Raw genomic sequence first — 12,636 nt, 5'->3', positions numbered from 1 at the left:
GTCATGAGTACTCACCGTTCGCAGCGGAACTCCGGAGACCACGGATCCGGCCGCACTTCTGTGCGCAAGAGCAGCAACCCCCTGTACCGCAGCTCGGACCGGGCCCAGTCCTGGTTCGGGTTCCTGCTGATCATCGGTCTGGTCGTCGGGTTGCCGGCGGCCGCGATCAGCGTCGGTACCACCACGCTGCACACCGGGATGGAGACCGTGCAGACCCAGAACGCCGAGCGGCATCCGGTGAAGGCGCGGCTCGTCTCCGACGCGAAGCCGGCTCCCGATCCGGCGGGCAGCGGAAGCCCGGTGCGGATGCCGGTGCGCTGGACCGACAAGGACGGCACCCGGCACCAGGGCGTCGCCCAGGTCGCGCCGGGCACGAAGGCCGGAACGATCGTCAACACCTGGGCCGACCGCGGCGGTTCGATCACCGAACCGCCGATGACGTCCAAGCAGGCGGTCGCCACGGCCTGGCTGGCCGGCGCGGTGACCGGCGGGGCCACGCTGACGGTGTTCCTGCTGGCCCGGGCCGGTTTCGTGTACATGCTCGACCGCCGGCGCTACGCGCAGTGGGAGGCCGAGTGGCAGCTGCTGGAACCCCGGTGGTCCAGGAGATCGCAGGGGTGACCGAGGGCCGGCCACGAGCCCGGCCACAGGCCCCGTGCACGACTGGCGTGCGCGGCGACGGGAGGAGCCCGGACATGGCGCGGACACTGGAGTGGAAGGTCCGTCTCTTCCTTTCCGAGGAGAACGGTACGACGAAGGCGCGGGCGGTCCTGGACACCGGCGGCGCTGCGCTCACCGGCCTCGGCGTCGCCCGGTGCAGCCCCGACGACCTGGACGTCCCCGAGATCGGCGACGAACTGGCCGCCGGCCGCGCACTCGGCGACGTGGCCCAGCAGCTGCTGGGCATCGCCGAACGCGACATTCACGACATGGCCGCTCCACTCCGCGGGCGGGCCCGGGAACCCGTCCTGGGCTGGCCCACCTGACCCGACCCCGGGCCCCGAGCGACTGCTCGGGGCCCGGGATCACCGTCAGGCTGCGGCAGTCGTGTCGTCGCTCTCCGCGGTGAGCCGCCCCGACACCGAGACCACCCCGTCCACGCCTGCGCACAGCCGCTCCAGGACCGGGGCCAGACTCCGGTACGGCACGGTCCCGCCGAGTCGTACCCGGCCCTCGGAGACCTCCACGGTGACGGGGGACGGCGCCAGATGCAGCGTCCGGTCCAGCACGTCCCGCAGGATCTCCTCGCGGATCGCCTCGTCCCGGCGCAGGAAGATCCGCAGGAGGTCGCCACGGCTGACGATGCCGAGCAGCCGGTCCGCCTCGTCGACCACGGGCAGCCGCTTGACGCCCTGAACGGCCATGAACCGGGCCGCCTCCACCACACTCCAGTCCGGGTGCGCGCACACGGCCGGCGCCGACATCAGTTCCTCCGCGCGGGTTCCCTCGGCCTTGGCCCGCTCCCACTCCTCCAGATGCGGAACGGGCGTGCGCCCCGACAGGTCCGACCGGCTCGACGACTTGCGCAGCAGGTCCGCTTCGGAGACGACGCCCATCGGCCGGCCCGCGCGGTCCACAACGGGAACCGCCGTCACGTCGTTGTCCGCGAGCAGGGCCACGACCTCCTTGAACGGCAGGTCGCCCGGTGCCGTCACGACCTTCCGCGTCATCAGTTCCCCGACCGTCCGGTGTTCCATCACACGCTCCTCACCCGTGACCGACGCACGTCACCTACCAGCCTGCGGTCCGGCGCGCCCGGCCGAGATGGGCCGGGCGGCCCCCGCACCGGTCGCATGGGCCCATGCGCGCACCCCTCCCGGCCGTGCCACGTTGGGGGCATGGCCGGGAGGACGCAGGAAACCGCCACCCAGACGGACGTCTGGGTCGTCGATCGGCCCGGCCCCGTCCGCACCTCCCCGCTGCGACGCATCCGGCGCTCCGTCCCCGAGCCGGGCCCGCACCAGGTCCTGGTCCGTGTGGACGCCTGCGGCGTGTGCCGTACGGACCTGCACCTCGCCGAGGGCGACCTGCCGGTGCACCGGGTCTCCTGCGTCCCCGGCCACCAGGTGGTCGGCCGGGTCGTCCGGTCCGGCGAGCCCGCCGAAGGTCTCGGCGAGGGCGACCGTGTCGGCGTCGCCTGGCTCGCCGGCACCTGCGGCAGCTGCGCGTACTGCCGGTCCGGGCGCGAGAACCTCTGCCCGCAGTCGCGCTACACGGGCTGGGACCTCGACGGCGGTTACGCCGGGTACACCCTCGCCGACGCCCGCTTCGTCCACCGGCTCCCCGAGGACTGGCCGGAGGACGAACTGGCGCCGCTGCTCTGCGCCGGCATCATCGGCTACCGGGCGCTCGCGCGCGCCCGGGTACCTGTCGCGGGACGTCTGGGCATCTACGGTTTCGGGGCCTCCGCGCACATCACAGCCCAGCTCGCGCTCGCCCGCGGCGCGACCGTGCACGTGCTCACCCGGGCGGAGGCCGCGCGCCGGCTCGCCCTGGAACTGGGGGCGGCCTCCGCGCGCCGGGCGTACGACGCGCCGCCCGAGCCCCTGGACTCCGCCATCCTCTTCGCCCCGGTGGGCGACCTCGTCCCGGTGGCCCTGTCGGCACTCGACCGGGGCGGCACGCTCGCCGTCGCCGGCATCCACCTCAGCACCATCCCCGCTCTGGACTACGCCGCCCACCTCTTCCAGGAGCGCACTCTGTGCAGCGTCACGGCCAACACACGTGCCGACGCCCGTGCGTTCCTGGAGGAGGCCGAGCGGCTGCGCCCCCGGGTGCACGTGGAGCGCTACCCGATGGACCGGGCGGACCGGGCTCTGGCGGACCTCGCCGGTGACCGGGTCACCGGGGCGGCGGTGCTGATGAACGGGCAGCGTCCGCCCTGACGGGCCCGGGACAGGAGGTCCGGCAGCGGCAGCGACCGGACCGGTGCGAAGCGAGGAGGCCGAGCCATGGAACTGCCCGTGACCGCAGGGGTGGACGGGTCGCCCGAGAGCATGGCCGCGGCCGAATGGGCCGCCGAGACGGCCTCCCGCCGCAACCTGCCGTTGCGGCTCCTGCAGGTGTGGGAGTGGCTGCCGAGCAATCCGCACTTCCCGCTCGGGCCGGAGCAACAGCGGCACTGGGCGGAGAACCGTCTGAGGACGACCGAGCGGGAGATCGCAGGAAGCCGTCCCGGGCTCGAGGTGAGTGCCGAACAGGTCCCGGGCGTCCCCGCCGGACTGCTGCTCCGCGCGGCCGCGGAGGCGGAACTGCTGGCCCTCGGCAGTCACGGGCTCGGCACGGTGAACGGTTTCCTCTACGGTTCCGTCGGGCTCCAGGTGATCGCCCGCGCCGAACGACCGGTCGTCCTCGTCCGGGCACCCCGGGTGCCGGAGAGCGAGAGCCGGGGGGTGGTGGTGCTCGGCCTCGACTTCCGTCTCCCCTGCGACCCGCTGATCGCCTTCGCGTTCGACGAGGCCGCCTCCCGCAAGAGCGCCCTGCACGTGGTGCACGTCTGGAACCAGCATCTGGCCTACGGCTACGCGGTTTCCCCGATCGGCCCCGGTCTCGTCACCGAACTGCAGGGCGAGCAGGTGCAGGCGCTGGCCCGGTTCCTCGGTCCGTGGCGCGATGCGTACCCGGGGGTGGAGGTCGTCGAGCACGTGCTCCACGGGTCGGTGGGCCGGGACCTGACCGAAGCGGGAGCCGCCGCCGATCTCCTGGTGGTCGGACGCCGCCGGCACGGCCGCGGTGTCGGGGGGCACATCGGGCACGTCACGCACGGCGTGCTGCACCACGCCCCGTGTCCGGTCGCGGTGGTTCCCCACGATTGACCCGGACGTCGCGGCGGGAGGTCCGGCCTTCCGCCGCAATGGCGTGATGCCCGCAGCGGTGATCCCCTGGAGAGAGGGACGCAGGGGACCGCCGGTGGAAGGACGTGAGACGGGTGACGGACGACAGCACCGGGGGAGCCGGCAGCCGGAGCCCCCGTGCCAGGCCGCCCCGCCCGGGTGACCTCGGCCGCCGGGTCGCATTGCGGCGGGAGGAACTCGGCCTGTCCCGCGAGGACGTGGCCGCCGCCGCGGGCATCGCTCCGAGATACCTGCAGTACCTGGAGGAGCGGCCCGCGGACGTCAGCCCCGGAGCGGTCATCCGGCTGGCAGGCGTTCTGCGGACGACCGTCGGCAAGCTCTACGGGGGCGGCGTCGACGCCCCGCCCGGCACCGGTGACGCGGCAGCCCACCCCGAACTGCTGGACCTCGGCCCCGAGGAGTGCTGGGACCGGCTGGGGAACAGGGGGGTGGGGAGGGTCGTCCAGTCCACGCCGCGCGGCCCGGAGGCACTGCCGGTGAACTACGCGGTGGTCGCCGGCGCGATTGTCTACCGAACGGTGCCCGGCAGCGCCCCGGACCCGGTGCCCGGCGAGCAGGTCGCGTTCGAGGTGGACCAGGTGGACGATGCCCTGAGCCAGGGGTGGAGCGTGCTCGTCTCGGGCACGGCCGCGCACGTGACCGACCCCGAGGAGGTCCGCAGGCTCGCCGAGCAGGCGCACATCCAGCCGTGGCCCGGGGGCGAGCGGGATCTGTGGGTGCGCATCGAGCCGGAGCGCTTCACCGGGCGCAGGATCCGCACCGGGCGGGCCGCGGCCTGAGCCGGCTGCGGCAGGACCCGGCCGGACGCCCACGCCGAGGGACCTCGCCGGACCGACGCCCGGGCCGCGGGACCACGGCCGTGGACCGGCGGTGCCTGCGCCGGAAGGGGCGTGCCGTCGAGTCGCGGGGCCGGCGTTTCAGCGGTGTATCGCACCCGCTCGGTACGGGCCGTACAGATCGACGAGCCGGGTCCGCGCGGCCATCAGGCGGTCCGCGATGATGTGCGCGATGTAGGTGATCAGTGCCCGGCCCAGGACCGGGTCCTCGTCGCACAGTTCCCGCACGGCCGTGGCGTCGAACTCCCACGCGCGCACCGGGCTGGTGGCCTCCGCTCCGAGGTGCCACAGGCGGGGCGGGAACAGCCAGGACCAGCCGAGCAGTTCTCCCATGCCGATGGTCTCGACCACCACCGGACGCCGCCCCGGGACGCTGATGTCCAGCGCCACATTGCCGGTGTGGATGATCCAGAACCGGTCGGCCGGGCTGCCCTCCTCGGCGATGCGGGTCTCCTCCGGGAAGGACACCTCCTTCGCCAGGGCCATGAACCGGTCACGGCGGTTCGCCGGAAGAGCACGCAGCACACCATGCCTCGTCATGATCAGACCTCCGTCCTCGACCCCGGCGTCCTCCCCATCGTGCGGCCGCCCGGACAGGCGGGTCATGGGCCGCACGGCCCATCCCCGGACCGACCGGTCCCGTCCGGTGCGCGGCCGGCCCGGAAGGGCACCCGTTGCACCGGACGGCCGCGGGCCGGGGACGTTCGGCCCCAGCCGCCGCCGACCCCGCGCGGCACGGTGGAAAGGGACCTGCCGCCCCGCCGGTGCCGGAGGGAACGTGCCCCAGAGACCACTCGACGACCGCACGGTGAGCGATCTCGTCGCCGCAGCCGTTGCCGCCCCGTCGATGCACAACGCGCAGCCGTGGCGTTTCCGGTACGCCCGGGGCAGCCGGACGTTCCAGCTGCGGGCCGACCTCGACCGGACCATCCCGCATGCCGACCCCGAGGGCCGGGCCCTGCATCTCGGCTGTGCCGCCGCCCTGCTGAACCTTCGGGTGGCCCTGGCAGACCATGGGTGGGCGGCCGACACCGTGCTGTTCCCGGACGCGGGCGACCCCGCGCTGCTGGCCCTGGTGCGCGTCGTCCCGGCCGCCCGGCCCGGCGTGCTGGCCACCCTGTACCCGGCCATCGGGCTCCGGCACACCAGCCGCAACCCCTTCGAGGAGCGGAGAATCCCCCGCGATGTGGAGACCGCTTTGCGGGAGACCGCGCGGCAGGAGGGCGTACGGCTGGACTTCGCCACCGGGCCGCATCTGCAGGCCGTGCTCGCTGCCACCACGGACGCCGAGGCCTACGACTACATGGACGCCGAACGCGACGAGGACCTCGCCCACTGGACGCGGCCCGGCGGCGAGACCGGCCACCGGGCGAGCGACGGGGTCCCGCAGGATGCCTTCGGGCCACGGATGCGGGGCGGCCGGGCGCCGGTCCGCGACTTCGCCGGCCGGCGCACCGTTCCCGGACGTCCGGCGGCCGATTTCGAGACCTCCCCGCACCTGGTGCTGCTGAGCACGGAGCGGGACGGCCCCCCGGACTGGATGGCCGCCGGGCAGGCGATGGAGCGCGTGCTGCTGCTCGCCACACTCGACGGTCTGAGCACTTCGTTCGCCACTCAGGCCGTCGAGTGGCCGGATCTGCGCTGGATGCTGCGGGAACCGGTGACCGGGACCGGACACGTCCAAGTGGTCCTGCGCCTGGGATACGGACCGCCCGGCACGCCGACCCCGCGGCGGCCGGTGAGCGAGGTGCTGGACATCTCCGGCACTGCCTGAGCCTGAGGGCCTGCGCCCGCCGGAACGGGCCGTCACGGAAACCCTCGACGGCTTTCCGTGACGGCCGCCCTGCGCGCGGTGCGCCCGGGCATGACTGCGGCAACGGTTCCGCGGTCGTCAGCCGGACGCAGTCAGTTCGTCGACCACCGACACGACCCCGTCGACCTGCTGCACCAGCCGGAGCAGGACCGGGAGTTCGCCCGCCCGTCCCAGACGGCCCTTCAGCGTCACCACGCCGTCGGCGACCCGGACGTCGACGGCGTCGGAGGGGAGCCCCAGGGTCTGCCCGAGGACCGTCTCGGTCACCTCGCCGCGGATCTCCCCGTCGGGCCGCAGGAAGACCTCCATCAGATCGCGGCGCGTCACGATACCGACGAGCCGGTCCTCCTCGTCGACGACGGGCAGCCGCTCCACGCCACGGCCCGCCATCGTCCTGGCCACCTCCGCGATGCTCTCCTCGGCGTGGACGACGATTGCCGGAACGGTCATCACATCCCCCGTCGTCCGCCGGCCCCGGGCCGTGCGCGCCGCGGGCTTCCCGGGCCGGCGGACTGCCCGGGGCAGCCGGCCGCGCCTCCCGTCACCCCGCCGGACATCCTCCTCGGAGGTCCGCAGGCGGCGCAGATCGCTGGCGGAGAGCATGCCCACCACCCGGTCGTCGGCATCCACCACCGGAAGACCGTTGATGCGGTGCTCCTCCATCAGATCGGCCGATGCGGACGACGGCGTCGGAGCGGTAACGGTCACCACATCGCCCGCCATCAGACTCCCCACCGCGCGATGCCTCATGGCCGTCTCTCCTCACTCGGGACCCGGCCGCGGACGCCCACCATGCCGCGGGGCCGGGGCCCGGGGCCGGGCGTCCGGCCGGAGCCGGTCCTGCGCCGCCCGCCTGCCTCCAGCCTCCCGGCGGGTCCGGCCCCGCACCTGGGGCCGAAGGTCCCCAAACGGGGCCGACCCGCCCCTCGCCCGCCGGGCCACGCCGGTGCCACGGTGAAGAAGTCCCGGCGGGGGATCGGTACTTCGGTGGCCCCCGAGAGGCGGTGGGAAGGATGCAGAGGCCTCTGGTGGTCGGCGTGGACGGCTCCGCCGGCAGTCTGCGGGCCCTCGACTGGGCCGTGGCGGAGGCTGCCCGTCACGGTGCCGCTCTCCGTCTGGTCCACGCCGCCTTCCACGATCGCCACGGGAGCGCGGATCCGGGCCACGCCGGCCTGGACGCTGCGCAGTACATCGTCGACGCGGCTGTGGAACGCGCCCGCAGGGCCTGCCGTCCGGTGCAGGTCGAGGGTGTCGTGATCGCCGCCGACCCCGTGGACGCCCTTCTCGACGAGGACCGCCGGACCCGGGCGCTCGTCACCGGGAGCCGCGGCCACGGCACCCTCGCCGGACTGCTTCTCGGCTCGGTGAGCCTGACGGTGTCGGCCCGGGCCCACTGCCCCGTGATCGTCGTGCGCGGCACGGAACGGTCCGTCCACGGGACCTTCCACCGGATCACCCTCGGTGTGGGCGACGCCTCGGCGGACGCGGCCGTGATGCGCTTCGCCGTCGAAGAGGCCGAGGCACGCGGCTGCGAGCTGCACGCAGTCCGCGCCTGGCGGGCCCCGGCCCATCACGCCCAGTACCACCCGCTGCTCACGGGCGGACCGCACGTGGCCCACGAGGAACTGGCCTCGGAGGCCCTGACCGCGGCCGTCGGCGTGTCCCTGCCCGAACGGAGCCCCGCCACCCTGCACCGGGAGGTCGCCGAGGGGCCGGTCGGCAAGGTGCTCCTCGGGGCATCGGCCGCATCCGACCTCCTGGTGGTCGGTGCGACGCGCACCGGGGACCGCACCGGGCTGCAACTCGGCCGGGCCGGCCACACCGTGCTGCACCATGCCTCGTGTCCGGTCGCTGTCGTCCCCCGGTCGGTCTGAGGGGACGGCCTCGACGTGGCGGATTACTGGACGTGGGAGTACGAGGGCTACGACCCCGGTGCCGAGCGCCTGCGGGAGGCCCTGTGCACCCTCGGCAACGGGCGTTTCGCCACCCGCGGCGCAGCGCCCGAGGAGGGGGCGGACGACGTGCACTACCCCGGCACCTACGCGGCCGGCTGCTACAACCGGCTCACCTCGACCGTCGCCGGACAACAGGTCGAGAACGAGGACCTGGTCAACCTGCCCAACTGGCTTCCCCTGCGGTTCCGTCCGTGCGACGCCGGGCGCCACGGCTCCGGCGAGGCAGTCCCTGGTGGGCCCGGCCCCTGGCTCTCCGCCGGATCGGGAGCCCTGCTGGACCAACGCCAGACCCTCGACCTGCGCCGGGGACTCCTGACCCGCCGGTTCCGCCTCCGGGACGGCCACGGACGTGTCCTGGCGGTCGAACAGCAGCGGCTGGTGCACATGGGGACGCCCCATCTGGCCGCCCTGCGGACGGTGTTCACCGCGGAGGACTGGGCCGGCGACCTCGAGGTGGAGTCCCGCCTCGACGGCGCGGTCACCAACGGAAACGTCGCCCGCTACCGGGACCTCGCCGACCGTCATCTGACACATGTGCACACCGGGGCGCAGGAGCCGGGAACCGTGTGGCTGCGCTGCCGCACCACGACCTCGGACATCCGCATCGGGATGGCCGCGCGCACCACGGTGACCGGTGCCGAACCCACCTCGTCCCGGTTGAGCCGGGCCCGGGACTCGGCGGCGCGGACCGTGGTGGTCCCGCTGGCGCCGGGGAGCCCGGTCACCGTCGACAAGACCGTCGCTCTGCACACCTCCCGCGACCGGGCCATCAGCGACCCGCTCGGCAGCGCACTGGTCCACGCGGACGCCGCGCCGGACTATCCGGCGCTGCTGGCGTCGCACGTCACCGCCTGGGAGCACCTGTGGCAGCGGGCCGCGATCGAGGTGCCCGGCGAGGCCGGCCGCGTCCTGCGCCTGCACCTGTTCCACGTGCTCCAGACGCTGTCGCCGCACACCGTCGACACGGACGCGGGCGTTCCGGCCCGGGGCCTGCACGGTGAGGCCTACCGGGGCCACGTCTTCTGGGACGAGCTGTTCGTCCTGCCGTATCTGAACCTCCACTTCCCGGAGGTCTCGCGGGCTCTGCTGCGCTACCGCCACCGCAGGCTGCCGGCCGCCTCCCGGGCGGCCCGGGAAATCGGCCGGGCCGGTGCCATGTACCCCTGGCAGAGCGGGAGCGACGGCCGTGAGGAGACCCCGTGCCTCCACCTCAATCCGCGCTCCGGGCACTGGCTTCCCGACCGTTCGCGGCTGCAGCGCCACGTCGGCTCCGCGGTGGCGTACAACGTGTGGCAGTACTGCGAGGCCACGGGTGACACCGAGTTCCTGCACACCGAAGGCGCCGAGATGCTGCTCCAGATCGCCCGGTTCTGGGCCTCCGGCGCCGACTTCGACGCCTCCCTCGGGCGCCACCGGCTCCGCGGCGTGATCGGGCCGGACGAGTACCACGACGCCTACCCCGGCAGCACGGAGCCCGGTCTGGACGACAACGCCTACACCAACGTCATGGCCGCCTGGGTTCTCGAGCGCGCCGTCCGGCTGATGCGGGACCTGCCCGCGCGACGCCGCCAGGAACTGTCCGAGCGGCTCGGCATCGCACTCGACGAACTCGAACGGTGGGACGAGGTCTCCCGCACCCTGCACGTTCCCTTTCACGACTCCGTCGTCAGCCAGTTCGACGGCTACGAGCGGCTCGCCGAACTGGACTGGGAGAGCTACCGGGAGCGCTACGGCGACATCCGCCGGCTGGACCGCATCCTGGAGGCCGAGGGCGATTCGGTGAACCGCTACCGGGCCTCGAAACAGGCCGACGTCCTGATGCTCGGATACCTGTTCCGGCCCGCAGAGCTGTCCGCCCTCTTCGAGCGGCTCGGATACCGGCTCGACGCCCCGACCTGGCGCCGCACCGTCGACTACTACCTGGACCGCACCAGTCATGGTTCGACGCTCAGCGGTCTCGTGCACGGACGGGTGCTCGCGCAGGCCCGGCGCACCGACGCCTGGGACTACTGCCGCAGGGCGCTCGAGACCGACGTGTGCGACGTGGAGGGAGGGACCACCGGTGAGGGCATCCATCTGGGTGCCATGGCGGGGACGCTGGACCTCGTCCAGCGGGGGCTGACCGGGATGGAGCCGCGCGGTGGGGCCCTCGCCTTCGACCCGGCGCCGCTGCCGGAGCTCCCGGAGTTCCGGTTCTCCCTGCGCTACCGCGGCCACTGGGGTGTGGGGGTTCGGCTGCGCGGCCACCGGCTGCGGATCAGCGTCCCCGACTCCGACAGCGATCCCATTCTGGTCGTTCTCCCAGGTCAGAGTGTCACCATCGCCCCTGGGGAGGCTCGCACCCTGCGCTTGCCGCGCCCTTGAGCCGTCCGCTGGATACTGTGAAACGGGAAGCCGGTCGGCTGCCCTTCGGGAACCTGGGCGGGGAACCTGCAGAAAGGGGACCGGTGGCGTGGAAGGCGTAGCGGGCTCCGGGTCGCTGCCGCGCCTGCGGCTCGACGACCTCCTCGAGGAGCTGCAGGCTCGTATCGACGAGGTTCGCGGCACGCGGGACCGGGTGCACGGGCTGCTCGAGGCGGTCGTCTCCGTGGGACAGGAGCTCGATCTGCCCGAGGTGCTCCAGCGGATCGTCGAGGCCGCCGTGGTCCTGGTGGACGCCGGGTACGGCGCCCTGGGGGTGATCGGCGAGGACCACCGGACACTCGCCCAGTTCATCCCGGTCGGTATGAGCGAGGAGCAGGTCGAGGCGATCGGCCCGCTCCCGGCCGGACACGGCATCCTCGGCGAGCTGATCCGTCACCCCGAACCGTTGCGGCTCGCGGAGCTCTCCGAGCACGCCGCCTCCTACGGCATCCCGGAGAACCACCCGCCGATGCACTCCTTCCTCGGCGTCCCCATCCGGGTGCGGGACGAGGTCTTCGGCAACCTCTACCTGACCGAGAAGCGCACCGCCAAGGAGTTCGACGCCGAGGACGAGGCGGTCGTCTCCACCCTGGCCGTCGCCGCCGGCGTGGCGATCGAGAACGCTCGGATGTACGAGGAGGCGCGCCGCCGCGAACGCTGGCTGAAGGCCAGCACGGAGGTGACCAGCAGCCTGCTCTCGGGTGCGCCCCAGTCCCAGGTGCTCGAACTCATCGTCAACAGCGCCCGGCACATCAGCTCCGCGGCCCTGGCCGTGGTCGCGCTGCCGGTCGAGGGAGCCCAGGAGCTGCAGGTGGCACGAGCCGTCGGATTCGCGGCCGAGCGCCATCTGAGCCTGGTGACCCCGTGCGAGGGCTCCTTCATGGGGGCCGCGTTCATCACCGGCGAGACCGTCACCACGACGGACATCGAGCACGATCCCCGCATCACGGTGGGGCCCCGGCGATGGGCGGGCCTGGGGCCGGCGGTGGCCGTGCCGATGGGCACCGGCGAGGGCGTGCGCGGTGTGCTGCTGCTGGCCCGGCCCCAGGGCGAGCCGGTGTTCACCGAGTCCGAGACGGGCCCGCTGCTCGGGTTCGCGGATCAGGCGGCGGTGGCACTGGAGCTGGCGGAGCGGAGGCGGGACGCCGAGCAGCTGGTGCTGCTGGCCGACCGCGACCGGATCGCCCGCGACCTTCACGACCTGGCGATCCAGCGCCTGTTCGCCACGGGCATGACACTGCAGAGCATGCAGCGGTTCGTCGCGCACCCGGAGGCGACGGAACGCCTGCAGCGTGCCGTGGACGACCTCGACGCCACCATTAAGATCATCCGGTCCACGATCTTCGGCCTGCGGACGCACGAGGGCGGGCCGACCGAACCGGGCCTGCGGGTGCGGGTGGCGGAGTCGATCGAGGAGGCCGTCCCCCAGCTGGGATTCACCCCCGCTCTGCGTATGGAGGGGCTGGTCGACACGGACGTTCCGCGCGACATGGCCGACCACGTGGTCGCCGTGCTCGGCGAGGCCCTGACCAACATTGCCCGGCATGCCCGGGCGAGCGCTGCAGAGATCTCCCTCGCGGTCGCGGGCCACGGGCTGCGGCTCACCGTCGTGGACAACGGGCGGGGCATCGCCGTCGGAACTCCGCGCGGGGGCTTGCGCAACATTTCCGAGCGGGCCCAGGCGCTCGGCGGTGACGTCCGTCTCGAAGAGCCGTCCGGTGGTGGCACCCGGCTGGTGTGGGCCGTCCCGCTGCCCGGGGACTGACCCGGCGGAG

At 73.6% G+C, this 12,636-nt stretch carries 12 protein-coding genes; 9 read left to right on the top strand and 3 right to left on the bottom strand.

What is annotated here, in order from left to right:
• Positions 1–3: 3 nt before the first annotated feature.
• On the top strand, positions 4–621 hold the full coding sequence (locus M1E25_RS08650; RefSeq protein WP_251412208.1) for an Rv1733c family protein: 618 nt from the start codon (positions 4–6) through the stop codon (positions 619–621).
• 74 nt (positions 622–695) lie between these two features.
• Positions 696–986, top strand: coding sequence for a DUF1876 domain-containing protein (locus tag M1E25_RS08645; protein ID WP_251412206.1), 291 nt, complete (start codon positions 696–698; stop codon positions 984–986).
• A 45-nt stretch (positions 987–1,031) separates the two neighbouring features.
• Here M1E25_RS08645 and M1E25_RS08640 read toward each other — a convergent pair whose 3' ends face one another.
• Positions 1,032–1,697 carry a CBS domain-containing protein gene (locus M1E25_RS08640; RefSeq protein ID WP_251412204.1) on the bottom strand — a complete coding sequence of 222 codons (666 nt, stop codon included), beginning with the start codon at positions 1,695–1,697 and terminating at the stop codon, positions 1,032–1,034.
• 141 nt (positions 1,698–1,838) lie between these two features.
• On the opposite strand from M1E25_RS08640, the gene M1E25_RS08635 reads away from it, so the two are divergent.
• The 3 genes from M1E25_RS08635 (at position 1,839) to M1E25_RS08625 (ending at position 4,633) form a co-directional block, all read left to right on the top strand.
• Positions 1,839–2,885: a zinc-dependent alcohol dehydrogenase family protein gene (locus tag M1E25_RS08635; protein WP_251412201.1), complete on the top strand. Its 1,047-nt coding sequence runs from the start codon at positions 1,839–1,841 to the stop codon at positions 2,883–2,885.
• A 66-nt stretch (positions 2,886–2,951) separates the two neighbouring features.
• Complete coding sequence (locus M1E25_RS08630) at positions 2,952–3,815, top strand: universal stress protein (protein ID WP_251412198.1); 864 nt, start codon at positions 2,952–2,954, stop codon at positions 3,813–3,815.
• Positions 3,816–3,928: 113 nt separating this feature from the next.
• A complete protein-coding gene (locus tag M1E25_RS08625) occupies positions 3,929–4,633 on the top strand; it encodes a helix-turn-helix domain-containing protein (RefSeq protein WP_251412195.1) in 705 nt (234 codons plus the stop codon).
• Positions 4,634–4,771: 138 nt separating this feature from the next.
• Here M1E25_RS08625 and M1E25_RS08620 read toward each other — a convergent pair whose 3' ends face one another.
• Positions 4,772–5,230 carry a cyclic nucleotide-binding domain-containing protein gene (locus M1E25_RS08620; protein WP_251412193.1) on the bottom strand — a complete coding sequence of 153 codons (459 nt, stop codon included), beginning with the start codon at positions 5,228–5,230 and terminating at the stop codon, positions 4,772–4,774.
• 238 nt (positions 5,231–5,468) lie between these two features.
• Here M1E25_RS08620 and M1E25_RS08615 point away from each other — a divergent pair, with 238 nt between their 5' ends.
• Positions 5,469–6,464, top strand: coding sequence for an Acg family FMN-binding oxidoreductase (locus M1E25_RS08615; RefSeq protein WP_251412191.1), 996 nt, complete (start codon positions 5,469–5,471; stop codon positions 6,462–6,464).
• 117 nt (positions 6,465–6,581) lie between these two features.
• On the opposite strand, the gene M1E25_RS08610 is transcribed toward M1E25_RS08615, so the two are convergent.
• Positions 6,582–7,253, bottom strand: a complete 672-nt coding sequence (locus M1E25_RS08610) for a CBS domain-containing protein (protein ID WP_251412189.1) — start codon at positions 7,251–7,253, stop codon at positions 6,582–6,584.
• 263 nt (positions 7,254–7,516) lie between these two features.
• Between M1E25_RS08610 and M1E25_RS08605 the strand changes: the two genes are divergently transcribed.
• From M1E25_RS08605 to M1E25_RS08595, 3 genes are all read left to right on the top strand, one after another.
• Positions 7,517–8,377, top strand: a complete 861-nt coding sequence (locus M1E25_RS08605) for a universal stress protein (protein WP_251412187.1) — start codon at positions 7,517–7,519, stop codon at positions 8,375–8,377.
• A gap of 15 nt (positions 8,378–8,392) precedes the next feature.
• Positions 8,393–10,822, top strand: a complete 2,430-nt coding sequence (locus M1E25_RS08600; protein WP_251412185.1) for a glycoside hydrolase family 65 protein — start codon at positions 8,393–8,395, stop codon at positions 10,820–10,822.
• A gap of 88 nt (positions 10,823–10,910) precedes the next feature.
• Positions 10,911–12,626 (top strand): sensor histidine kinase, encoded by a 1,716-nt coding sequence (locus M1E25_RS08595; protein WP_251412183.1) that lies wholly within the window; start codon positions 10,911–10,913, stop codon positions 12,624–12,626.
• The last annotated feature ends 10 nt before the right edge of the window (positions 12,627–12,636 follow it).

This window comes from Streptomyces meridianus (genome assembly GCF_023703325.1).
Taxonomy (GTDB): Bacteria; Actinomycetota; Actinomycetes; order Streptomycetales; family Streptomycetaceae; genus Streptomyces; species Streptomyces meridianus.
The sequence above is the reverse complement of the archived record's forward strand: the minus strand, read 5'-3'. Positions and strand labels throughout refer to the sequence as shown.

Bases quoted from the DNA above. Each gene is read 5' to 3' on its own strand.
- M1E25_RS08650 (WP_251412208.1), top strand. From the start codon at position 4: ATGAGTACTCACCGTTCGCAGCGGAACTCCGGAGACCACGGATCCGGC.
- M1E25_RS08645 (WP_251412206.1), top strand. From the start codon at position 696: ATGGCGCGGACACTGGAGTGGAAGGTCCGTCTCTTCCTTTCCGAGGAG.
- M1E25_RS08640 (WP_251412204.1), bottom strand. From the start codon at position 1,697: ATGGAACACCGGACGGTCGGGGAACTGATGACGCGGAAGGTCGTGACG.
- M1E25_RS08635 (WP_251412201.1), top strand. From the start codon at position 1,839: ATGGCCGGGAGGACGCAGGAAACCGCCACCCAGACGGACGTCTGGGTC.
- M1E25_RS08630 (WP_251412198.1), top strand. From the start codon at position 2,952: ATGGAACTGCCCGTGACCGCAGGGGTGGACGGGTCGCCCGAGAGCATG.
- M1E25_RS08620 (WP_251412193.1), bottom strand. From the start codon at position 5,230: ATGACGAGGCATGGTGTGCTGCGTGCTCTTCCGGCGAACCGCCGTGAC.
- M1E25_RS08610 (WP_251412189.1), bottom strand. From the start codon at position 7,253: ATGAGGCATCGCGCGGTGGGGAGTCTGATGGCGGGCGATGTGGTGACC.
- M1E25_RS08605 (WP_251412187.1), top strand. From the start codon at position 7,517: ATGCAGAGGCCTCTGGTGGTCGGCGTGGACGGCTCCGCCGGCAGTCTG.